The 21,685-nt window shown below is 69.9% G+C and carries 20 protein-coding genes; 11 read left to right on the top strand and 9 right to left on the bottom strand.

Features of this window, described 5'->3' with window-relative positions; all coding sequences use genetic code 11:
* Positions 1-222: 222 nt before the first annotated feature.
* The 4 genes from ACTMTF_RS13325 to ACTMTF_RS13340 form a co-directional block, all read right to left on the bottom strand.
* Positions 223-1,497, bottom strand: coding sequence for a homoserine dehydrogenase (locus tag ACTMTF_RS13325; protein WP_441111032.1), 1,275 nt, complete (start codon positions 1,495-1,497; stop codon positions 223-225).
* A gap of 14 nt (positions 1,498-1,511) precedes the next feature.
* Entirely contained in the window at positions 1,512-2,894 is a 1,383-nt protein-coding gene (gene lysA / locus ACTMTF_RS13330) for a diaminopimelate decarboxylase (RefSeq protein ID WP_441110865.1), read from the bottom strand.
* Positions 2,895-3,018: 124 nt separating this feature from the next.
* Positions 3,019-3,642 carry an anticodon-binding protein gene (locus tag ACTMTF_RS13335; RefSeq protein WP_441110866.1) on the bottom strand — a complete coding sequence of 208 codons (624 nt, stop codon included), beginning with the start codon at positions 3,640-3,642 and terminating at the stop codon, positions 3,019-3,021.
* A gap of 4 nt (positions 3,643-3,646) precedes the next feature.
* Complete coding sequence (locus tag ACTMTF_RS13340; protein ID WP_441110867.1) at positions 3,647-5,494, bottom strand: hypothetical protein; 1,848 nt, start codon at positions 5,492-5,494, stop codon at positions 3,647-3,649.
* A gap of 70 nt (positions 5,495-5,564) precedes the next feature.
* Here ACTMTF_RS13340 and ACTMTF_RS13345 point away from each other — a divergent pair, with 70 nt between their 5' ends.
* Together ACTMTF_RS13345 and treS are read left to right on the top strand one after the other, a co-directional pair.
* On the top strand, positions 5,565-7,214 hold the full coding sequence (locus ACTMTF_RS13345) for an asparagine synthetase B family protein (RefSeq protein ID WP_441110868.1): 1,650 nt from the start codon (positions 5,565-5,567) through the stop codon (positions 7,212-7,214).
* Between the two features lie 272 nt (positions 7,215-7,486).
* Positions 7,487-9,196: a maltose alpha-D-glucosyltransferase gene (gene treS / locus ACTMTF_RS13350; RefSeq protein ID WP_397010344.1), complete on the top strand. Its 1,710-nt coding sequence runs from the start codon at positions 7,487-7,489 to the stop codon at positions 9,194-9,196.
* Here the strand turns inward: treS and ACTMTF_RS13355 are convergent.
* The 3 genes from ACTMTF_RS13355 to ACTMTF_RS13365 all read right to left on the bottom strand — a co-directional run bounded on the left by ACTMTF_RS13355 (position 9,183) and on the right by ACTMTF_RS13365 (position 12,773).
* Entirely contained in the window at positions 9,183-11,459 is a 2,277-nt protein-coding gene (locus ACTMTF_RS13355; protein ID WP_441110869.1) for an FtsX-like permease family protein, read from the bottom strand. The genes treS and ACTMTF_RS13355 overlap by 14 nt on opposite strands.
* 79 nt (positions 11,460-11,538) lie before the next feature.
* Positions 11,539-12,270, bottom strand: coding sequence for an ABC transporter ATP-binding protein (locus ACTMTF_RS13360; protein ID WP_441110870.1), 732 nt, complete (start codon positions 12,268-12,270; stop codon positions 11,539-11,541).
* Positions 12,267-12,773 (bottom strand): PadR family transcriptional regulator, encoded by a 507-nt coding sequence (locus ACTMTF_RS13365; protein WP_441110871.1) that lies wholly within the window; start codon positions 12,771-12,773, stop codon positions 12,267-12,269. The genes ACTMTF_RS13360 and ACTMTF_RS13365 overlap by 4 nt, the downstream gene beginning before the upstream one ends.
* Positions 12,774-12,900: 127 nt before the next feature.
* Between ACTMTF_RS13365 and ACTMTF_RS13370 the strand changes: the two genes are divergently transcribed.
* From ACTMTF_RS13370 to ACTMTF_RS13395, 6 genes are all read left to right on the top strand, one after another.
* Complete coding sequence (locus ACTMTF_RS13370) at positions 12,901-14,148, top strand: ABC transporter substrate-binding protein (RefSeq protein WP_441110872.1); 1,248 nt, start codon at positions 12,901-12,903, stop codon at positions 14,146-14,148.
* 7 nt (positions 14,149-14,155) lie between these two features.
* Positions 14,156-15,478, top strand: a complete 1,323-nt coding sequence (locus ACTMTF_RS13375) for an ABC transporter substrate-binding protein (protein ID WP_441110873.1) — start codon at positions 14,156-14,158, stop codon at positions 15,476-15,478.
* 13 nt (positions 15,479-15,491) lie between these two features.
* Positions 15,492-16,868, top strand: a complete 1,377-nt coding sequence (locus ACTMTF_RS13380) for an ABC transporter permease subunit (RefSeq protein ID WP_441110874.1) — start codon at positions 15,492-15,494, stop codon at positions 16,866-16,868.
* A complete protein-coding gene (locus ACTMTF_RS13385; RefSeq protein ID WP_441110875.1) occupies positions 16,865-17,764 on the top strand; it encodes a carbohydrate ABC transporter permease in 900 nt (299 codons plus the stop codon). The genes ACTMTF_RS13380 and ACTMTF_RS13385 overlap by 4 nt, the downstream gene beginning before the upstream one ends.
* 98 nt (positions 17,765-17,862) lie before the next feature.
* On the top strand, positions 17,863-18,540 hold the full coding sequence (locus ACTMTF_RS13390; protein ID WP_441110876.1) for a uracil-DNA glycosylase: 678 nt from the start codon (positions 17,863-17,865) through the stop codon (positions 18,538-18,540).
* A gap of 10 nt (positions 18,541-18,550) precedes the next feature.
* On the top strand, positions 18,551-18,874 hold the full coding sequence (locus ACTMTF_RS13395; RefSeq protein ID WP_397010362.1) for a hypothetical protein: 324 nt from the start codon (positions 18,551-18,553) through the stop codon (positions 18,872-18,874).
* Positions 18,875-18,878: 4 nt separating this feature from the next.
* On the opposite strand, the gene ACTMTF_RS13400 is transcribed toward ACTMTF_RS13395, so the two are convergent.
* Both ACTMTF_RS13400 and ACTMTF_RS13405 read right to left on the bottom strand, forming a co-directional pair.
* Positions 18,879-19,178 carry a hypothetical protein gene (locus ACTMTF_RS13400; RefSeq protein WP_441110877.1) on the bottom strand — a complete coding sequence of 100 codons (300 nt, stop codon included), beginning with the start codon at positions 19,176-19,178 and terminating at the stop codon, positions 18,879-18,881.
* 5 nt (positions 19,179-19,183) lie between these two features.
* A complete protein-coding gene (locus ACTMTF_RS13405) occupies positions 19,184-19,468 on the bottom strand; it encodes an NmrA family NAD(P)-binding protein (protein ID WP_441110878.1) in 285 nt (94 codons plus the stop codon).
* A 219-nt stretch (positions 19,469-19,687) separates the two neighbouring features.
* Here ACTMTF_RS13405 and ACTMTF_RS13410 point away from each other — a divergent pair, with 219 nt between their 5' ends.
* The 3 genes from ACTMTF_RS13410 to ACTMTF_RS13420 all read left to right on the top strand — a co-directional run bounded on the left by ACTMTF_RS13410 (position 19,688) and on the right by ACTMTF_RS13420 (position 21,665).
* Entirely contained in the window at positions 19,688-19,864 is a 177-nt protein-coding gene (locus tag ACTMTF_RS13410; protein ID WP_441110879.1) for a hypothetical protein, read from the top strand.
* On the top strand, positions 19,861-20,151 hold the full coding sequence (locus ACTMTF_RS13415; protein WP_189138474.1) for an MTH1187 family thiamine-binding protein: 291 nt from the start codon (positions 19,861-19,863) through the stop codon (positions 20,149-20,151). Before ACTMTF_RS13410 ends, ACTMTF_RS13415 begins: the two co-directional genes overlap by 4 nt.
* 80 nt (positions 20,152-20,231) lie before the next feature.
* Positions 20,232-21,665, top strand: a complete 1,434-nt coding sequence (locus ACTMTF_RS13420; protein ID WP_441110880.1) for a winged helix-turn-helix transcriptional regulator — start codon at positions 20,232-20,234, stop codon at positions 21,663-21,665.
* The last annotated feature ends 20 nt before the right edge of the window (positions 21,666-21,685 follow it).

A 21,685-nucleotide genomic window follows, 5' to 3' on the forward strand; every position in this document is an offset into this window, starting at 1 on the left:
GGCGCCTACCCTACGCCGTTTTACACGCGCGTAGACCTGCGGTTCGGGTTGCCATGACAAGCGATGATCACCGCCCGCACGCCATTCTCCACCATAGGCATCTCGCCATAAATGACACGTTAGTGGCCGATGTGGTGAAAGGTGCCGATAAGGCGGAGCTTCACAGGGAGTTGCCAGCGTGCGAAAAGCCGTCGGGGCCCGGCGCCGGACCCCGGCGGGAAGCTATTCGTCGCCCTCCACCCGCATGACGCTCGCCACCGCCCGGACCACGTCCAGCTCGCGCAGGTCCTCCATGGTGGCCGTCAGGTCGGCGTCCGTGGCGCGGTGGGTGACGATGACGAGCTGGGCGTCGTCGCCGTGGCCCTCCTGCCGGACCGTCTGGATGGACACGTCGTGCTTGGCGAACAGCTCGGCCACCGTGGCCAGGACGCCGGGCTTGTCGGCCACGTCCAGCGCCACGTGGCACCGGGTGACCGTCTCGCCGATCGGGTGCACCCGGAGGGAGGCGTAGGTGGATTCCTCCGCGCCTCGGGTGCCGGCCAGGCGGTTGCGCGCCACGGCCACCAGGTCGCCGAGGACGGCCGAGGCCGTGGGCGCACCGCCCGCGCCCTTGCCGTAGAACATGAGCTGCCCGGCCGACTCGGCCTCCACGAAGACCGCGTTGTAGGCCTCCCTGACCCCGGCCAGCGGGTGGGTCCTGGGGATCATGGCGGGATGGACGCGGACGCCGACCGAGCGGCCGTCGTCGGAGCGGGCGCAGATGGCCAGCAGCTTGATGACGTAGCCCATCGCCTTGGCGGAGGCGACGTCGGTGGCGGTGATCTCGGTGATGCCCTCGCGGTGCACCTGCGCGGCCGTGACCCGGCTGTGGAAGGCGTGCCCGGCCAGGATGGCCGCCTTGGCCGCCGCGTCGAAGCCCTCGATGTCGGCGGTGGGGTCGGCTTCGGCGTAGCCGAGGGTCTGGGCCTCCTCCAGGGCGTCGGTGAACGACGCGCCGGTGGAGTCCATCTTGTCCAGGATGTAGTTGGTGGTGCCGTTGACGATGCCGAGGACCCGGTTGACGTGGTCGCCGGCCAGGGACTCGCGCAACGGGCGCAGCAGCGGGATGGCCCCGGCGACGCTGGCCTCGAAGTAGAGGTCGCCGCGGCCGGCGCGGGCGGCCTCGTGCAGGGTGGCGCCGTCCTCGCCGAGCAGCGCCTTGTTGGCGGTCACGACGGACTTGCCCCTGGACAGGGCGGCGGTGATCAGGGACCGGGCGGGCTCGATGCCGCCGATGACCTCGATGACGATGTCGATGTCGTCGCGCGTGACCAGCGACTCGGCGTCGGTGGTGAGCAGGGCGGGGTCGACCTCGACGTCCCGCTTGCGGCCCAGGCGGCGGACGGCCACTCCGGCCAGCTCCACGGGGGCGCCGATGCGCGCGGCCAGGTCGGCGCTCTGCTCGTGAATGAGCCGGATGACCTGGGAGCCGACGACTCCACAGCCCAGGAGGGCCACCCTCAACGGTTTGCTCACAGTTGCCCTCTCAACAGGTCGTCCTCGGTCTCGCCCTGCACGATCACGCGGGCCTTGCCGCCGGAGACGGCGACCACGGCGGGCCTGGGCAGGTAGTTGTAGTTGCTGGCCAGCGACCGGCAGTAGGCGCCGGTCGCGGCGACCGCGATCAGGTCGCCCGGAGCCAGGTCGGCGGGCAGGTAGCAGTCGCGCACCACCATGTCGCCGCTCTCGCAGTGCTTGCCGACGACGCGGCTGAGCATCGGCGGGGCGGTGCTCTCGCGGCTGGCCAGCACCGCGGTGTACTCGGCGCCGTACAGGGCGGTGCGGACGTTGTCGCTCATGCCGCCGTCGATGCTGACATAGGTGCGCAGCCCTTCGACGTCCTTGACGGTGCCGACCTCGTAGAGGGTAATGCCGCCGGGGCCGACGATGGTGCGGCCGGGCTCGACGGTCAGGCGGGGCACGGGCAGGCCGGCGTCGGTGCAGACCTTGCGCACGATCTCGCGCAACCCGTCGGCGACGAGCTTGATGTCGGGGGCCTCGTCCTCGTCGACGTAGGCGATGCCGTAGCCGCCGCCGAGGTCGAGCTCGGGGAGCACGACGCCGTGCTCCTCCTTGATCTGCACCAGCAGGGAGGCCAGGCGGCGGGCGGCCACCTCGAACCCGGCGGTGTCGACGATCTGCGAGCCGATGTGCGAGTGGAGGCCGACGAGCTCCAGCGTGGGCAGCGCGAGGATGCGGCGCACGGCCTCGGCGGCGGCGCCGCTGTTGAGCGACAGGCCGAACTTCTGGTCGTCGTGCGCCGTGGCGATGAACTCGTGGGTGTGCGCCTCGACGCCGGTGGTCACCCGGACCATCACCTTGGGCCGCTTGCCGAGCTGCTCGGCGAGGTAGCCCAGGCGGGCGATCTCCTCGTAGGAGTCGACCACGATGTGCCCGACGCCGGCCTCCAGCGCCCTGGTGAGCTCGGCGGCGGACTTGTTGTTGCCGTGCAGGGTGATGCGCTCGGCGGGGAAGCCCACGCTGAGCGCGACGGCCAGCTCGCCGCCGCTGGCGACGTCGACGCCGAGGCCCTCGTCCTGGAGCCAGCGGACGATCTCCTTGCACAGGAACGCCTTGCCGGCGTAGTGCACCTCGGACCCGGCGAAGGCGGTGGCGTAGTCGCGCATGCGGGACCGTACGTCGTCCTCGTCGAGCACGTAGAGCGGGGTGCCGTACTCACGGGTCAGCTCGCGGACGTCGAGCCCGCCGACCATGAGCGCGCCATCGACCCGGCTCGACGTTCGCGGCCAGATCGCGGGGTTGATCCGGTTGAGGTCGGCGGGCGCCAGCGGGGGGCGCTCGTGGGGCGGCGTCTCAGCGTGACGGTCCCCGGCAGGATGGGCGAATCGACTCACCCGAACGAGGCTATCCGAACCACCGTTCGCCCCGGACAGTCTGCCCACGTATCGAGACGCGATCACCGTACCTGAGCGGATTTTTTACGCTTTTTCGCCGTTTGACCGGATATTTTGTTTACCCTCACAACCGATCCGGTCCCATCAGCACATCCTGTACGGCCTGCGCCAGCCGCACCCTCGCCCCGTGCACCGCACCGGGCGGCTCGTCCCCGATCGGCGTCGCCGGGGCGTGCTCATGCGCGTCATGGTAGGCCAGCGCCAGCCGCACCAGGTAAGTCTCCCAGCCCGGGTCCCGGCTCGCCAGCCGCCCCGGCAGCTCCGCCAGCACCCGTAGCACGGCCCGGTCGTGCGGGTCGTCGAGCAGCTCGGGCCTGAAGCCGTCCACGGGCACCCCGAGCTCCCGCGCCCACCGCCGCGCCGCCACCGCGCGGGCATGCCCGTAGCGGACCACGAAACCGGGGTTTTCCCAGGTCCGGGGAAAGTCCGGCCAGCCGGGATCCGGCAGGCCGAGCGGCTCGACCTCCTCCACCAGCGCGCCCGGCACCGCCACCACGATCCGCAGGAACCCGTTGGGCCGCACCTCCACCCCGGCGACGCCGGGCAGCGACCGGACCCGCCCGGCCAGCTCGGCGGGCGGGATCCGCCGCCGCAGCGCGGCAGCCGACATGTACGCGGCCTCGACCGCCCACGTGCCCTCCGGCTCCGGCGGCTCGCCGAGCACCCCGGCCAGCCGCCCCGGCGTCACGGCGTCAGATGAGCGCGTGCGGCTCGGCGGAGCCGTACTCGACCAGGTGGGCGGCGCCGAGCAGCCAGCGGTCCTCGTCGCGGACCCGCACGTAGCCGAACCGGTCGGCGGAGAACACCTTGACGCCGTCCTGGCGGCACTGGCGCATCAGCACCTCGTCCCAGCCGTCGGTCAGGTCGGCGAAGCCCACCTCGCGCAGGGCGTTGCGCCGCGCGAGCAGCGTGGCCCCGGCGATCTCCGGCAGGTAGGCGTATTCGGCGTCCGGCTGCTTGAGCAGCGTGGCCTGCGGCTTGCGCAGGTGGGCGTAGAAGGCGGCCTTGCCGACGATGTCGGCGGTGCTGAAGAGGAAGGCGCGGCGCAGGTCGGCGAGGTAGTGGCCGCCGTAGACGTCACGCGGGTCCATGACCGCGACCAGGTCGGCCTCGCACAGGTCGAGCCCGTGGCCGAGCATGGCGCCGACCGTCAGGTCGGGGCGCAGGCGGCGGAAGACCACGTCGGCGTCCGGCAGCATGTCGCGGGCGCGCTGCTCGGCCTCGTCGGGGCCGATGACGATCGCCTGGACCACCCCGCTCTGCCGGGCGAGCTGGGCCAGCGCGTGCTCCATGCGGGTGGCGTCGGGGATGACGAGCAGCACCGAGACGTCCAACGTGGCGCGGGCGCTGGGCAGGCCGACCGCCTCCAGCATGGTGTCGATCCGGTCGGTCATCGTGCCGCCGCTGTAGGCGCGGCGCAGGGCCACATGGGCCCGGCGGGTGTCGGGGTCGTCGCCGATCGGGGTGCCGCAGGCGGCGAGCTCGGTCAGCCGCCACTGCGGGGTGCCGGGCGGGCAGTCGACCGCGGCGGGCCAGCGGTAGGAGGTGAGCACGTCGGGATAGCTCAGGTGACCGGGCAGCAGCTGGTCGAGGGTGAGCACCCGGTCGATGCGGCCGCCCGCCAGCGGCAGCGGGTTGTGCACGCGCGGCTGGACGCCGAACTGCAGGCGGGGCCAGCCGACGGTCAGATCGGTGGTGAAGCGGTGCTCGAACAGCTCGGCAGCGGCGGCGTAGTCGGAGACGTCGCCCTGAGTGTGCCAGAACACGGTGCGGATGCCCCGCTCGCCGCACCAGGCCAGCAGCGCCCTGAGCCCCTGCCCCGGCTCGCCGCGCAGCTCCCCAGCCCACGGCCCCTGGCTCACGGACTCCACCACGAGCAGGTGCGGCACCTCCTGGGGCAGCACCCTGGCGAAGTCACGCGGGGTGAAGCCGGTGCTCTGCCGCCACTCGTAGCGCAGCAGCGCCTCGACGTGGGGGTCGGCGATCACCGCGGCGGTGATGTGCGGGCGGGTGTTGGGGCCCGTGGGGACGCGGTACGGCTTGAGCTTGAACGAGGCCCCGCCGAGCGTCCTGGTGGACGTGGTGGCCTGGAAGGCGGCGCCGGGGCGCTCGTCCTTGCCCTGGCCGCCGCCGGCGACCGGCTTGCGCTTGGGCGCGATGGGCCGTTTGACCGGCCTGGTGGCGCCCTTGAGCCCCTTGGCCAGGCGCATCGGGTTGTTCTTGCCGCTCTTGATGGCGTCGCCGAGGCGGTTCCAGCGGGCCACCTTGATCGAGGACAGCTTCCAGTTGGCCACCTCCGCCTGGTAGCGCTGCTCGGCGAGCTCCTTGCGGAGTTTGTCCACCGCGGTGCGTTCGTCCTCCAGCCGCTCCTCGGCCTCGGTCAGCTTCTCGGCGAGCTCCCTGGCCTCTCCTGCCCGGCTCTCCGCCTCCGCCAGCCTGCTCTGGGCGGCGGCCAGCAACCGGGCCAGCTCGGCGGCGTGCTCTGCCTGTGCGACAGCATCCCGCAACGCCCTGCGCGTGCTTTCCAGCTCGATGGACACGTGGACCTCCGTCTCTCAGCCCGGCAAAGGATACTCTTTTGCGGGAAGCGGCTCGAAGGGATGACATCCGGTGCAGTTCAACGTGCGGCCCTATGTCTGCGGCGCTCTGGGCCGGATCGACGGCGCCCTGCTCGGCAAGCTGTCCGCCGCCGGGCCCCGGGTCAGGCCCGCGCTCCAGACGGCCGAGGCGGCGCTGTTCAGCTCCACGCCGCTGCCGCCCTATCAACGGGCCGGTGAGGCGTTCGCGTTCTCCTGGGGCGAGCGCAGGCCCGCCCTGGAGCGGAGCGAGCTCGTCGGCGACTGGATGTCGGTCGCGGAGACGTACGAGACTCCCGGCCTGATCGGCGACGGCTCGCGCGTCACGCTGCACGCGGGCGCGCTGGGGCTGGTCGACGTCTATTACGTACGCCTCGGCGAGGCGGTCTACTTCTCCTCCCTGATCCAGCCGCTGATCTCGCTGGTCCCGGTCTCGATCGACTGGTCGGCCTGGGCGTCGATCCTCCAGGTGACCTTCCCGCTGGGCGAGGCCACCCCCTACGCGGACATCAGCCGGCTGCCCGGCTCCGGGGCGCTGGTGTGGGACCAGGGCCGGCTGGCCACCGAGCGCAGGCTGCCGCGCTGGCTGCGGCGCGAGCCCTACGAGGCGTGGACCAGCGCGGGCGAGATCGTCGAGCTGCTGCACGAGGTCTACAAGGACTACGACGGCCGCAAGCTGCTCGTGCCGATCAGCGGCGGCTACGACTCGCGGCTGCTGGGCAGCGTGGCCAAGGCGCGCGGGTTCGACGTCGAGTCGTGGACGACGAGCCCCGACGACGGCAACGACACCGACATCGCGTTCGCCCGCTCGATCACCCGTGAGCTGGGCATCCCGCACCGGGTGATCATGCAGGACGCCGCCGACTACCCGGAGGACGCGCGGGAGGTGGCGCGCAGGCTCGAATACCTGACGCCGCACCACGCGTGGTACGCCCCCTTCGCCAAGCAGGTGCACCAGGCCGGCCGAGTGCTGGTCGACGGGCTGGCGGGCGGCCCGCTGCTGAAGAACTTCATGGTCAGCGGGGCCGCGCTGGAGGCGACCACGCAGGCCGAGCGGTCGGCCGCGGTGCTGGGCTCGCTGAGCCTCGGGGCGCCGACGCAGCCGATGCTGTCCAAGGCCGCCGCGCAGTGGATGGCCGAGACGGTGCAGGAGCAGTTCGCCGCCGCCACCTCGATGCTGCACGGCCACCGGGCGGAGCTGCCGCTGTCGGTGCTGCACACCCGGACGGTGCGGGGCATCGCGCGCTCGGCGGTCAACCTGGTGGGGCCGGAGTCGTCGTTCGCCGCGCCGTTCATCCATCCGGACTTCTTCGACGCCGCGCTCTCGGTGGGCGTGACCCGCAAGGACAAGGGCCGTTTCTACCGCGAGGTGCTGCACGCGGCCAACCCGCGGGTGGCGGCGCTGCCGTCGACGAACGTGATCAAGCAGCCGCTCCGGCGCGTTCCGCTGCGCTCCACGGCCGCTCCCGCGCGCGCCTACTCGCACCAGATGCTCAGCGTGGTCGCCACCCGGGTGCCCGGCCTGCTCTCGGACGAGTTGCACGAGGTGATCGCGGGCGGGCCCGACGCGCTGACCCGGTTCAGCGGCTGGAACGACCGTTTCTGGGTGCGCGGGCTGGTCCTTTTCGGTCTCTGGCTCAGCGACTACGAAACCGACCTTAGCGACCTGTCTGCCCCCTTCTAGTTACGGGGAGAAGAACGGTCGGTAACATCACGATTACACAGAGATCTCTTGGGTATTACAGCTCGCACAGCACAAGCGGGTTCCGGAAAGCCAACGGGCTGGTAGTGTTCGGCCCGTAAGCGCCGCACAAGCGGGCACCGGATCACAAATCCGGTCCTGTCAAGGGCATGGGTTCGCAGGGATGACGACCCCACGCGGCGCGGTCACCAGATAACAACGCCGGGGAAACCGGTGACTTCGTCCTGCCCACATCTCCTTCTGTGAGCGACATTATGATCAACGCATCCCCATCACCGGAGCCGGTCGCCGAGACCTTCATCTCGGAGGACCCCTCCTGGTACAAGCGGGCGGTGTTTTACGAGGTTCTCGTCCGGGGGTTCAAGGACTCCAACGGAGACGGCACCGGAGACCTGCGCGGTCTCATCGACCAGCTCGGCTATCTCGAGTGGCTGGGAGTCGACTGCCTGTGGCTCCTGCCGCTCTATGAGTCGCCGCTGCGCGATGGCGGCTACGACATTTCCGACTACATGAAGATCCTCCCGGACTTCGGAGACTTGGGGGACTTTGTCCAGCTGATCGAGGCCGCGCACGAGCGTGGCCTGCGCATCATCACCGACCTGGTGATGAACCACACCAGCGACCGTCATCCCTGGTTCCAGGCATCCCGGCACGACCCCGAGGGGCCGTACGGCGACTTCTACGTCTGGGCGGACGAACCGACCGCCTACGGCGACGCGCCGATCATCTTCATCGGCGCCGAGGAGTCCAACTGGACCTACGACCCGGTCCGCAAGCAGTACTACTGGCACCGCTTCTTCCACCACCAGCCGGACCTCAACTACGACAACCCGGCCGTGCAGGAGGCCATGCTGGAGGTCCTGCGCTTCTGGCTCGACCTCGGCATCGACGGTTTCCGCCTGGACGCCGTCCCCTACCTGTTCGAGCGGGAGGGCACCGCGTGCTCCGGCCTGCCGGAGACGCACGCGTACCTGAAGAAGGTGCGTGCCGAGGTGGACCGCCTCTACCCGGACCGGGTGCTGCTGGCCGAGGCCAACGGCTGGCCGGAGGACGTCACCGAGTACTTCGGCGATCCGACCACCGGTGGCGACGAGTGCCACATGGCCTTCCACTTCCCGCTGATGCCGCGCATCTACATGGCGGTCAGGAAGGAGACGCGCGAGCCGATCTCCGAGATCATGTCGCGCACTCCGAAGCTTCCCGACAGCGCCCAGTGGGGCATCTTCCTGCGCAACCACGACGAGCTCACGCTCGAGACGGTGACGGAGGAAGAGCGCGACTACATGCACAACGAGTACGCCAAGGACCCGCGCATGCGGGCCTACCTCGGCATCCGCCGCCGGCTGGCGCCGCTGCTGGACAACGACAGGGACCGCATCGAGCTGTTCACGGCCCTGTTGCTGAGCCTGCCGGGCTCGCCGGTCATGTACTACGGCGACGAGATCGGCATGGGCGACAACATCTGGCTGGAGGACCGTGACTCGGTGCGCACGCCGATGCAGTGGAGTCCGGACCGTAACGCCGGCTTCTCCACCGCCGACCCGGGGCGCCTCTACCTGCCCGCCGTGATGGACCCGATCTACGGGTTCCAGGCGGTCAACGTGGAGTCGCAGCAGCGAAATGAGGGCTCACTGCTCCATTTCACCCGCAAGATGCTGCAGATCCGCCGCAACCACCCGGTCTTCGGCGTCGGCGCCTACACCGAGATGTGGTCCTCCAACCCGAGCGTGCTCACCTACGTCCGCGAGGACGGCGACGACGTGATGCTCTGCGTCAACAACCTGTCGAAGTTCCCCCAGCCGGTGGAGCTCGATCTGCGCAGGTTCGAGGGCATGACGCCGATCGAGGCGCGCGGCGGGGTGCACTTCCCCGAGGTGGGGCCGCGGCCTTACCTGCTCACGCTGCCGGGCCACGGCTTCTACTGGTTCGCGCTCAAGCGTGAGGGCGGCGTCAACGTGCCGTGACGGGCACCTGGGCACGGGCCGCCCGGCGGGCCGGGATGAGCGCGACGGCGAGGGCCGTGCCCACGGCGACCAGCACGGCGATCGACAGTGAGAGACCAGAGGGTGGGCGGCCGATTCCGGCCCCCACCCCACTGGTGTGTCCCTGCAGGTCGATCAGCCAGGTCACGACCGACGCGCCGGCCGCCGTCCCCACGGCGACGCCCAGCACCACCAGCAGGCCGGTGCCGGTCACCAGCGTGGCCATGACCTGCCGCGGCGTCAGCCCCATCGCCTTGAGCACGGCCAGGTCGAAGGCGTGGTCGCGGAGCCCGAGCGCGCTGGCGGTGAGCAGGTTGGCCAGCCCGATCAGGGCGAGCACCGCGATCAGCGCCACGATGAGCACCCGGATGATCGCCAGCCGGTCGGCCGGGTTGACCACCGCCTGCACGTCCAGCCCCTCGCTCGACTGGGCGAGCAGCCTGGCCGCCACCTCGCCCCGGTCCGCGCCGGGCCGCAGCGCCAGCGCGTAGAACTCGGGCGGCACCGAGTCCTTCGGCGCCAGGCTGTCCAGCCCCACCGACAGCACCTCGCCGTCCTGGTCCGGCTCGATGGCCCGGCCCACGATCCGCACGATCAGCGGCGAGCCGCCCACGGTGAGCCGCACCCGGTCGCCGATCCCCACGCCCAGCAGGTCGAGCAGCCCCTGACCGGCGACCGCCTCCCCCGGCTCGCCGTACATGCGGCCCTCGACGACAGGGAAGGGGTACGGGTCCGCTGAGCCACCGATGGCCCGCACCCGCACCGAGCGGCCCTCACCGGCCGCCAGGGCGTTCACGTCGGTGCCCGGATAGACGGCCAGCACATCCTCGTCCGCCTTGACCAGGCGCTCGGCCTCGGCCGCTTCGAGCTTGCCCGGTCCGACGTGCAGGGCGGCGTGCTGGCCCACCTGCTCGGGGTGGTCGGCGAAGTTGTCCAGCGTGGCCCACACGCCCAGCCCGATGGTGATCATCATCATCGGCACGGCGAGCCCGAACGCGGTCAGGAACGCGGGCACCCGCCTGGTGAAGGCGTCCCGGCTGCCCAGGACGAGCGCGGGCGGAAGCCGTACCAGCAGAGCGAGCTTGGCCAGGCGGGACAGGTGGCCGCGCAGCGGTTGCGTGGGGGCGGCCGGGATGGGCGGGGTGCGACCGCCGCGCCAGGCCGGCAGGCCGACGGCGGCGAGCACCACCAGCGCGGTGCCCGCGACGATGGCCAGCACCGGCATCGGCGCGACGGACGTCGCGCCGAGCAGCGCCACCGCGAACCCCCAGCCGGCCAGCGTGCCGAGCGCGAGGCCGAGCAGGCCGAGCGCGCCGTGCTCGACCACGAGCAGCAGGGCGACCTGCGCCGCGGTGAAGCCCATGGACTTGAGCGTGGCCAGGTCGCGGAGCTGACCGAGCACCCGGCCGCCGGCCGCGTTGGCCAGCGCGAGCGCGGCGGCCACCAGGCCGACCATGCCGAACAGCGCCAGCAGCGTGCCGAGCAGCCGGTTGTCGAGCTCCATCGCGGCCCGGACCTCGCGCCAGGTGTAGAGCCGCTGGACCTGGTCGTCGAGCGTGACGACGACCCGCTGGGAGACCACCTGGGCGGCGTCGGCGTCGGCCAGCCGCAGCCCGGTCACCCACTCGCTGCGGCCCAGCATCGGCTCGATCCGGTCGAGCGTCTGGGGCAGCACCCAGGCCAGGCCGGGCGTCCACTCCGGGTAGAAGCCCTGCTCGGCGGAGTCGGCGATGCCGCGTACGTACAGCGGGTGGCGTTCGCCGCTGAGCGCGATGATGGCGAGTGGCTCGCCGATCCGCAGGCGCAGCGCGCGGGCGAAGGAGCGCTCGACCACCACGCCGTCGGCCTGCGCGGGGTCCAGCCAGCTGCCCTCGGCCACCACCGGGTGCGCCACCTGGGGCGGGGTGGCGGGCATCGCGCGCAGCGCCGCGGGCTCCTTCTTGCCGTCCCGCACGACCGTGACGGGCGCCGATCGGTAGGGGCCGGCCACCTGGGTGACCCCGTCGAGGCCCCCGGCGCCCGCCACCTGGGCGGAATTGTCCTTGGTGTAGAACCAGACGTGCGCGCCCTCGGTCTGGGCGAACAGGCTGCGCCACGGGTTCGTGCCGTCTTCGAGCAGGGTGACGGCGGTGATCAGGGCGGCCACGATGCCGGCCACGGCGAGCACGGTCAGCGCCGCCTGGCCCCTTCTGGCCCGCAGGTCGGCCCGAATCCAGCGACCGCCCGCTCGTGCTGTGCTGCTCATTCTGCGCTCATCACGGGGCTCATCGCGAGGCTCATCGCAGGGCTCATTACGGGGCTCGTTACGGGGCTCGTTACGGGGCTCATCTGAGGTCGATCACCGCTCCGGCAGTCCCGGTGCGGCGGCGGGCGATCCGGCCGTCGTCCACGATCTCGCCGTCCAGCAGGCAGACCACGCGGTCCGCGAGGCCGGCCACCCGGGCGTCGTGGGTGACCATGATGATCGTCTGGCCGTCCTTGTGCACCTTGCTGAGCAGGCGGAGCACGTCGCGGGTGTTGCGGCTGTCGAGGTTGCCCGTGGGCTCGTCGGCCAGCAGCACGCTCGGCTCGTTGGCCAGCGCCCTGGCCAGGGCGACCCGCTGCTGCTCGCCGCCCGAGAGCTGGGCGGGCGAGGCGTCGGCGCGGTCGGTGAGGTTGAGCGCGCCGAGCAGGTGCTCCCTGCGCTCGCGGGCGACCCGGGGCGAGGCCCCCGCCAGCAGCGCGGGTAACTCGACGTTGTCGGTCACGGTCATGTTGGCGACCAGGTTGAAGAACTGGAAGACGAACCCGATCTTCTTCCGGCGCAGCAGTGCCCACGCGCTCTCGGAGAGGGTGTCGGCGCGCTTGCCGTCGACCCAGATCTCGCCGCTGGTGCGGGCGTCCAGCCCGCCGAGCATGTGCACGAGCGTGGACTTGCCGGACCCTGACGGGCCCATGACGGCGATGAACTCACCCGGCTCCACCACCAGGTCCACCCCCCGCACGGCGTGCACGGGGACCGCGCCGCCGGAGTAGACCTTCACCAGATTGACCGTCTTCAGCACGGCATGGGTCATGCCAGGTCCTCCTGACACCGTTCGAGCCACTCGAGATCGGCTTGCAGGTGCAGCATGGCACCTTCGATCAGCAGTGTCGCCACCCGATCATCCGGCTCGGTGTCGTCGAGCAGGGCGTTGAGGTCGCCCATCAGGGACAGGTAGTGGCGACGCTGCCGGTTGATCAGGGCCATCCGGTCCGCGATGCCGGTGAGCGGCGCCAGGACCAGTTTCATGAAGAACTCGTCGCGGACCCGCGGCCCCTCCGTGGGCTCGTCCACCCATAGAGTGAGCACGTCGCGGCCCTTGGCGGTGAGGTAATAGACCTTCTTGTTGGGCCGGTTGGACTGCTCGACGTCCACGGCCCGGACGAGGCCGTCCTTTTCGAGCCGGTTCAACGTCACATAGATCTGCCCGATGTTGGGCGATGGATAGGCGCTGCCGAAGGTCTGTTCGAGCGCCTGTTTGAGCTCATAGCCGTGGGCAGGCTCCTTCGCCAGAAGCGCAAGCAGGTGAAGCCGCACACCTCACCTCCCCGTGTGTTACGGATGCGTTACGTGGACACCCGTTGACCACCAGATTACTGGCTGCCTAACATGAATGCATCTACCTAACATGTATGTAACCCCGAAGAAACCGGAGCTCAACCGGATGATTCGCTCACTGTCAGTCGCACTGGCCGCCCTCGTGGTGGCCGGATGCTCGACAGTGAGCCAAGAGGGCGGCGGTGGAACCGGAGCCAGCGGAACCGGCCCGATCACCTTCGCCACGGGGCGCGACACCACGGCATACCTGCAACCCTTGCTGGATCGCTGGAACCAGGCCCACCCGGCCGAAAAGGTGACGCTGCTCGAACTACCCGAGGTCGCCGACGAGCAACGCGCTCAGATAGCGGCCAACCTGCAAGCTCAGAGCGACCGTTACGACGTGCTCGGACTCGACGTCGTATGGACGGCGGAGTTCGCCGACAACGGCTGGATCATCCCCTTGGAGCGCGGGTTGTTCCCGCTCGACAAGTTCCTGCCGCCTGTCGTGGAGACCGCCATCTATCAGGACAAGCTCTGGGCGGTCCCCTACACGAGCAATGCGGGTCTGCTCTACTACCGCACCGACCTGGTGAAGAAACCGCCACGCACTTGGGCGGAACTTCGCCAACAAGCCCTAAAAATCACGAAAAAGCATGACATCGAGGGTTACGCCGGGCAGTTCCTCGCCTACGAGGGGCTGACCGTCAACTTCTCCGAGGCCGTGCAGTCGGCGGGCGGGCAGATCGTCAGCCCTGACGGCTCCACGGTGACCCTCGACCCCGCCAAGGCCGCGATCGCGCTCGACTTCCTCAAGCAGGGCCTGCGCGAGAAGTGGATCCCCGAGGAGGCCTTGGACTACAAGGAGGAGGAGTCCCGCCTGGCCTTCCAGGAAGGCCGGCTCGCCTTCGCCCGCAACTGGCCGCACGCCTACGGCCCGGCCAGGGTCAGGCTCGGCGACAAGGTGGCGGTGACCAGACTGCCCGGGCTCAACGGGCCCGGCTCCAGCGCGCTGGGCGGCATCAATCTCGCCATCAGCGCCTTCTCCAAGCATCAGCACACCGCACAGGAGTTCATCCGCTACTTCACGAGTCTGGAGAACGAGCGCCGTGTCCTCACCGAAGGGTCCTTCCCGCCGGTGTGGACGGAGCTTTACGACGATCCCGAGCTGATCGACCGCTTTCCGTACCTTCCCGTACTCAAGGAGAGCATCCTGGCCGCCAAGCCGCGTGCGGCAGGCGCCAACTACAACCAGCTCAGCCTGGTGATCGCCAGCACGGTCGCCAAGGCGCTCAAACCCCAGTCTTCCGAGTCCGCCGACGACGTGGCGGCCTCGTTGAAAGCCGAACTCGAAGAGATCATCAAAACCCAGTGAGGCAGCCATGCGAAAAGGCAGAGCAGTAGCGATCCTGGCGGGGTTGGCGGTAGCCGTCACCGCCTGCGGCGGCAACGCGCCGACGACCACGCAGCCGACCGGGGAGGCGTCGCCGACCCAGGCGGCCGCCAAGACCCTTGAGGGCGTCTCACTCGAAGTCGCCGCCAAGTGGACCGGCGAGGAGCAGAAGAACTTCGAGCAGGTCCTCAAGGCCTTCTCCGACAAGACCGGCGCCAAGGTCACCTACGCCTCCACCGGCGAGGACACCGGCGCCTACCTCGGCCCGCGCATCCAGGGCGGCAGCCCGCCCGACGTAGCGATCCTCCCGCAGCCCGGCCTGGTGCAGCAGTACGCCGACCAGGACGCGCTCAAGCCGCTCGGCGCGGACGTCACCAAGGAGATCGACGCCAACTACACGCCGTACTGGAAGGAGCTGGGCTCCGCCGACGGCCAGGTGTACGGCGTGCTGATCAAGGCGGCGCACAAGTCCCTGGTGTGGTACCGCTCGCAGGCGTTCGAGGAGGCCGGCGTGCAGCCGCCGGCCACCTGGGACGAGCTGATCAAGGCCGGGCAGACCATCGCCGACTCCGGCACCCCGCCCTTCTCCTTCTGCGGCGCCTCCGGCTGGACGCTGACCGACCTGTTCGAGAACGTCTACCTGTCGACCGCGGGCCCGGAGAAGTACGACCAGCTCTCCAAGCACGAGATCCCGTGGACCGACGCCAGCGTCGGCACCGCCCTGGAGAAGATCGCCGAGATCGTGGGCAAGAAGGAGTTCCTCGCCGAGGGCAACAGCGGCGCGCTGCAGACCGACTTCCCGACCTGTGTGACCAAGGTCTACGGCCAGGACGAGGCCGCCATGGTCATCGAGGCCGACTTCGTGGCCGTCACGGCCGTCGAGTCGGGCGCCAAGGTCGGCGAGGAGGCCAAGTACTTCCCGTTCCCGAAGGTCGGCGACACCGCTCCCGTCGTGCTCGGCGGCGACGTCGCGGTGGCCATGAAGGACTCCCCCGGAGCCATGGCGCTGCTGCAGTTCCTGGCTTCCAAGGAAGGCGGCGAGATCTGGGCCAAGCTGCCCGGCTACCTCTCCCCCAACAAGAACGTCTCGCCTGACAACTACCCGGACCCGCTGACCAAGGCCCTCGGCCAGACGATCATCTCCGCCGGCGACGCGGTCCGCTACGACATGTCCGACCTGGCGCCGAGCGCGTTCGGCGGCACCGACGGCAAGGGCGAGTGGAAGGTTCTGCAGGACTTCCTGCGCAAGCCGACCGACATCAAGGGCGCCCAGGAGGCGCTCGAAGCCGAGGCCAAGAAGGCCTGGAAGTAAAGAGGGTAAGGCCGTGACCGAAAGGTTGGACGGCCCGCAGGCCCCGCCCGAGGAAACCTCGGGCGGGTCCACCTCGGGACCCGCTGACACCCCCCGTAAGCAACGACGCCTCGGCCCATCCCCGATGATGGCCGTCGCCTTCCTGCTCCCCGCGGCCCTGCTGCTGGGAATCTGGGTGGTCTATCCGATCGTCTACTCCATCTTCCGCAGCCTGTTCGACGCTCCCGGTGACGGGTTCGTCGGGCTCGGCAACTATGTGACGATCTTCACCGACGGCAGCATGCTCAAGACCATCCGGAACAACCTCATCTGGGTGATCGCCGCACCGATCATGGTCACCACGCTGGGTCTGATCTTCGCGGTGATGACCGAGCGCATCAAGTGGGCGACCGCGTTCAAGCTGATCGTCTTCATGCCGATGGCCGTCTCCCTGATGGCCGCCGGCGTGATCTTCCGCCTCGTGTACGACGAGGACCCGGACAAGGGCGTGGCCAACGCCATCCTGACCACCGTGCACGACACGTTCTCCTCCTCGCAGGGCTATCCGGGCGCCCGGCCGCGTGAGGGCGAGCAGTCCGCGGTCGCCGCGGAGGGCGGCGCGGTCGTCACCAAGCAGCCGATGCAGTCCGGTCAGCCGGTGCTGATCCCGATCGTCGGCGTCAAGCCGGAGTTCATGCCGGCCGAGGCCCAGCCCGCCCGCGCCGCCACGGGCGGCGACCAGCTCTCGGGCACCGTCTGGTTCGACTTCACCCCTGGTGGCGGCGGTGTTAACGGCGCCGTGGACGGCTCCGAGAAGGGGCTGCCCGGCATGACCGTGGAAGCGGTCAGCAACGGCCAGGTGGCGGGCACCGCCACCACGGCCGAGGACGGCTCCTTCCGGTTCGAGGGCCTGCCTGCAGGTTCCTATGACGTACGACTACCGCAGGCGAACTTCGTGGGCGCCTACAACGGCCTGACCTGGCTCGGCCCGACGCTCATCACACCGGCGATCATCGGTGCGTTCGTCTGGGTGTGGGCAGGATTCGCCATGGTGCTGATCGCGGCGGGACTGGCGGCCATCCCGCGTGACTCGCTGGAGGCCGCCCGCATCGACGGCGCCACGGAATGGCAGGTGTTCCGGCGGATCACCGTGCCGCTGCTCTCACCGGTGCTGCTCGTCGTCTTCGTCACGATGATCATCAATACGCTGAAGGTGTTCGACCTGGTCTTCATCATCGCGCCGGCGTCGGTCCAGCCGGAGGCGAACGTGGTCGCGCTGGAGATGTGGCGCGTGTCGTTCGGCGGCGGGAACAACCAGGGGCTCGGCAGCGCGCTCGCCATCTTCCTGCTCATTCTGGTCCTGCCCTTCATGATCATGAATATCCGCAGGTTCAGGAGGGAAGACACATGACGACCGCGACGGCCACGGCCCCCGCGCCGACGCACGCGGGAGCGCCACAGAGAAGCCTGGTCGGCCGGATCGTCGACCGCCTGGGAGGCGGCGCCCTCCAGGTCGTGATGGTGCTGCTCGGACTGTTCTGGCTGGTGCCCACACTCGGGCTCCTGGTGGTCTCACTGCGCACGCCGGAGGTCAACGCGGCCGAGGGCTGGTGGACCATCTTCACCAAGCCGGCCGAGATCACCTTCGAGAGCTACCGCAGCCTGCTGGCCAGCGGCTTCACCGCGTCCTTCTGGAACACGGTGGCGATCACCGTGCCGACCACCATCCTGGTGATCGGGATCGCCGCGATGGCGGCCTACGCGTTCGCCTGGATGGACTTCAAGGGCCGCGACACGCTCTTCCTGATCGTGGTCGGGCTGCTCATCGTGCCGATCCAGATCGCGCTCATCCCGGTGGCCGTGATCTACGGAGGCGTCGGGATCTTCGGCACGATCCCCGGCGTGGTGCTGTTCCACGTCGCCTTCGGGCTGCCGTTCGCGATCTTCCTGCTGCGTAACTTCTTCGTCGGCATCCCGTCCTCGCTGCTGGAGGCGGCGCGGATGGACGGCGCCCCGGAGTGGAAGATCTTCGTCCAGATCGTGTTCCCGCTGGGCAAGCCCGCCATCGCCTCGCTGGGGATCTTCCAGTTCCTCTGGGTCTGGAACGACATGCTCATCGCCCTGGTCTTCGCCAACACCGACAGCCAGCCGATGACCAAGGCGCTGCAGTCTCAGATGCGGCAGTTCGGCACCAACATCGACATCCTGTCGTCCGGCGCCTTCATGTCACTGATCATCCCGCTGGTTCTGTTCTTCGCCTTCCAGCGCTACTTCGTCCAGGGCATGATGGCCGGCTCTGTCAAGTAGCCCCCGCGGGCGCCCGCACCCCGCGGGCGCCCGCCTTTATGATCATTCTCCCCCGTTCGGTACGCATGCCGTACCGGACCTGACTAAGCTCATCGGCCATGGCCGGTCTTCCCCTGAACGAAGTCGTCGAAGCCGGATGGGCCGAGGCTCTCGCGCCCGTATCCGAGCGGATCTCCCAGATGGGCGAGTTCCTGCGCAAGGAAATCGCCGAAGGCAGGCAGTACCTCCCCGCGGGGGCTCATGTGCTGCGCGCCTTCAACCAGCCCTTCGACGAGGTGAAGGTGCTCATCGTGGGCCAGGATCCCTATCCCACGCCCGGCCACCCGATCGGGTTGTCGTTCTCCGTCGCCGCCGACGTGCGGCCGCTGCCGGGCAGCCTGCTCAACATCTACAAGGAGATGGAGAGCGACCTCGGCCTGCCCCGCCCCGCCAACGGCGACCTCACGCCCTGGGCCGACCAGGGCGTGCTGCTGCTCAACAGGGTGCTGACCGTGATGCCGGGCAAGCCCGCCTCACACCGCGGCAAGGGCTGGGAAGAGGTCACCGAGCAGGCCATCCGCGCCCTCGTGGCCCGCGACAAGCCGATGGTGGCGATCCTGTGGGGTCGCGACGCGCGCAACCTCGCGCCGATGCTCGGCAAGGTGCCGCGTGTCGAGTCGGCCCACCCCTCACCGTTGTCGGCCCGTAACGGGTTCTTCGGCTCCCAGCCGTTCAGCCGTGCCAATCAGCTCCTCGTCCAGCAAGGCGCGGCGCCTGTGGAGTGGAAGCTGCCCTAGGCTCGTCGCCATGAGTGATGCACAGAAGTTCCTACGTCTCACGGTCGAGCTGACGGTCGAAGTGCTCGACGTGGACGCTCTCCAGGCTGCGGCGCTGGCCGAGATCCGCCACCCCGACGCCGAGCTCTCCGACGAGGAGCGCGCCGAGCAGGCGGAGCTCGTCTCCGCCGACGAGACCGGCGCCTCCGCCCTGCAGTGGCTGATCGAGCCCGAGCACGTGCTGCAGCTCGTCGAGCACATCGACGAGATCGAGCCGCGCGAGGCCGTGCTCGGGGTCGAGCCCTCCGACGGTCCCAGCGAGGACGAGGAAGAGGAAGAGCACATCCACCAGTGACCGGTCAGCGCGCGTCCTGGCGCTGACCACCGGTCGGCCATCCGTCGAGGCTGAGCAGGCCGGGGTGGAGCGCGCGGAGGGCGGGGATGCCGGCGTCGTAACCCGACTCCCCGAACCAGAAGAGCATCCTGCTCCCCTTGCCCATCAGGCGCAGCAGCGCCTTCGGGAAGGTCGCATACCTCTTGCCCACCGTCCGCGCGATCTGAGGCACGGTGAGCTCGTCACCGGCCGGCTCCAGGGCCTGACCGGCGTACCGGTCCGGATCCTCGAACACCGGCCGGGCGAAGACGCCGATGTCCCGCACCGCGATCACCTGCGGGTCTTGCCACGTCCCAGCACCGCGGCCATCATGCCCAGCCCGATGGCCGCGCCCTTCATCATGAACACGTCAGTGAAGGTGATCGGCCGCAGGAACGTGCAGGGCAGGCCGGAGCGCTGGATGTGCTGCTCGATCTCCCACTCGGTGGCGAAATGCGGGATGCCGCGCGCCCGCTCGACACCTCCGACGCTCCTGTAACCTCCGACACTCCTGTAGACGACATGGGCGACGCCTGCCTTCCGGGCGGCGTCGGCCAGTGTCAGGCCCTGGAGCAACCTCGCCCCTGAAGCCGGCCGTACGCGAGGTCTGCACCGAGGAGACCCCGTGCACGCCACCCGGGCCGGGCGAGCAGCGCGTCGACGACGGCGCCGCCGGGCTCAAGATGGTCGAAGTCGCCCAGACGCTGGGGGTCAGGGGACGCGCGGTCACCCCGCTGGTGGCCGCCCTCGAAACGGAGGGCCTGCTCGCACGGCGCCCCGAGGCCGGCCGTACTGGTGCTGACCGAAACCGGCCGGCAGGCACTCGCTAGGATCGAAGATCTCCAGAGCCAGGTGAGCGCCGCCATCTTCGCGAAGCTGACCGCCGACGAGCAGGACCGGCTCGAGCGGCCCCTGGCCACGTTCGTCGGCGCGGACGGTCCGCGTCAGGAGCCTCAAGGGGGCACATCGTGATCGTGGCATTCTCCATCACCCCGCTCGGCGTCGGCGAAGGCGTCGCCGAGCCCGTCGCCCGCGCCGTCAAGGTCGTGCGCGAGAGCGGCCTGCCCAACCACACCGACGCCATGTTCACCACGATCGAGGGCGACTGGGACGAGGTGATGGGGGTGATCAAGAACGCCGTGGACGCCGTGGCCGAGGTGGCGCCCCGCGTGGGACTGGTGCTCAAGGCCGACATGCGCTCGGGGGTCACCGACGGCATGACGAGCAAGGTCGAGTCACTGGAACGCCACCTGAGCTGAGCAACCCTTCCTCTGCACGCCCGCTCGGCACGGCCGGTCAGTCAGTTCCCTAAAGAGACTTATCCCGATATATTCGCCTTATGAGCCGGGAGTTGCGTGCGCAGGACGCCCAATGCTCGATCGCCCAGGCAGCCGCCGTCATCGGCGACTGGTGGAGCCTGCTCATCGTGCGCGAGGTGGCCCGCGGGCACCGGCGCTTCGAAGACCTGCTCGGCGAGCTCGGCATCTCCCGCAAGATCCTCACCGACCGCCTGAAACACCTGGTCGAGCATGGCGTCCTGACCCGCGACCCCTACCAGACCCGGCCTGTACGCCATGAGTACGTCCTGACGGACACCGGCTGGGCCCTGGCACCCCTGCTCATCACCATGCAGGACTGGGCGGACCGCTGGCTGCTCGGCGCCGGCGCCCTCACCGCCCTGCCGGAATCCCACAACTCGGAAACCACCCGAGTCCACGCCCTCCTCGGCACCCGCATCCCCGCCCCACTCTCCCTCCCCGCCACCCGTCCCCGCCCCACAGCCCGTCCCCTCCTCCCACCCGACCCCGAGGGACCCCCGACCCCGCAACGCACTCCGCACCCCCACCCCAACCGCACCCAGCCAGGAGAACGCGGCCCTTCCCACCCCCACGAAACTCACCCACCGCAACGACCCTCAGACCACCACCTGGACCAGACCGATCCAGCGGAGCGCAGCGACCAGTTCGACCAACCTCACCCGTCGCTCCACAGCCCCAGCGCCCGCCTCGACCTGGGTGAGACGGTGCTGCCCGCTTCCACCCCCGCCCCCGCCATCGCCGGCGGCCCCACTCCCGCCCCCGCGCCAGAGCCCACAAGCGTCCTCCCGTCAAGCCCCGCGAGCACAGCGCAGCCCCTCCCAAGACCCGAGACCACGGTGCCGCCCGACTCGGCTCCTCAGGTCGGTACGGCCACGGTGGAGCAGGTCGGTACGGCCACCGTGGCACAGATCGATACGGCCGCGGTGGCGCCGGTCCGTACGGCCACGGTGGCGCAGGTCGGCTCAGAGGTGGTCGGCGTTACTGACACGGGGTGGAGTGACGTGGTCGCGGATGCCGGAGCCACGGTGCTGTTCGTCTATCCCGCGGCAGGCTCGCCCGGTGCCCTGCCGCCACGCTGGGACGACATCCCTGGCGCGATGGGGTGCACCCTGGAGAACCGTCTCTTCCGTGACAGACTGCCCGAGTTCGCCGCCGAGGGGATCGCCGTCCACGGAGTGAGCACGCAACGGCCCGACGAGCAGGCCGCCTTCGCCGAGGCTGAGGGCATCGCGTTCCCCCTGCTCTCCGACATGGACCTGAGGCTGGCGGCAGCACTTCGCCTGCCGACGTTCCGCGCAGGTCAGGCGATGCGCCTCAAACGCCTCATCCTGGTAGTGGACCGCCTCCGCGTCGTACGCCATGTCATCTTTCCGGTGCTCGACATCCCCACGGCCATCGGCCAATCCCTGACGGCAGCACGCGCCATCACCCGAGGCCGCCCCCACACGTACTGACAGCCCGACCACCCACCAGC

Origin of the sequence: Nonomuraea sp. ZG12 (assembly GCF_052068115.1) — a bacterium.
Taxonomy (GTDB): domain Bacteria; phylum Actinomycetota; class Actinomycetes; order Streptosporangiales; family Streptosporangiaceae; genus Nonomuraea.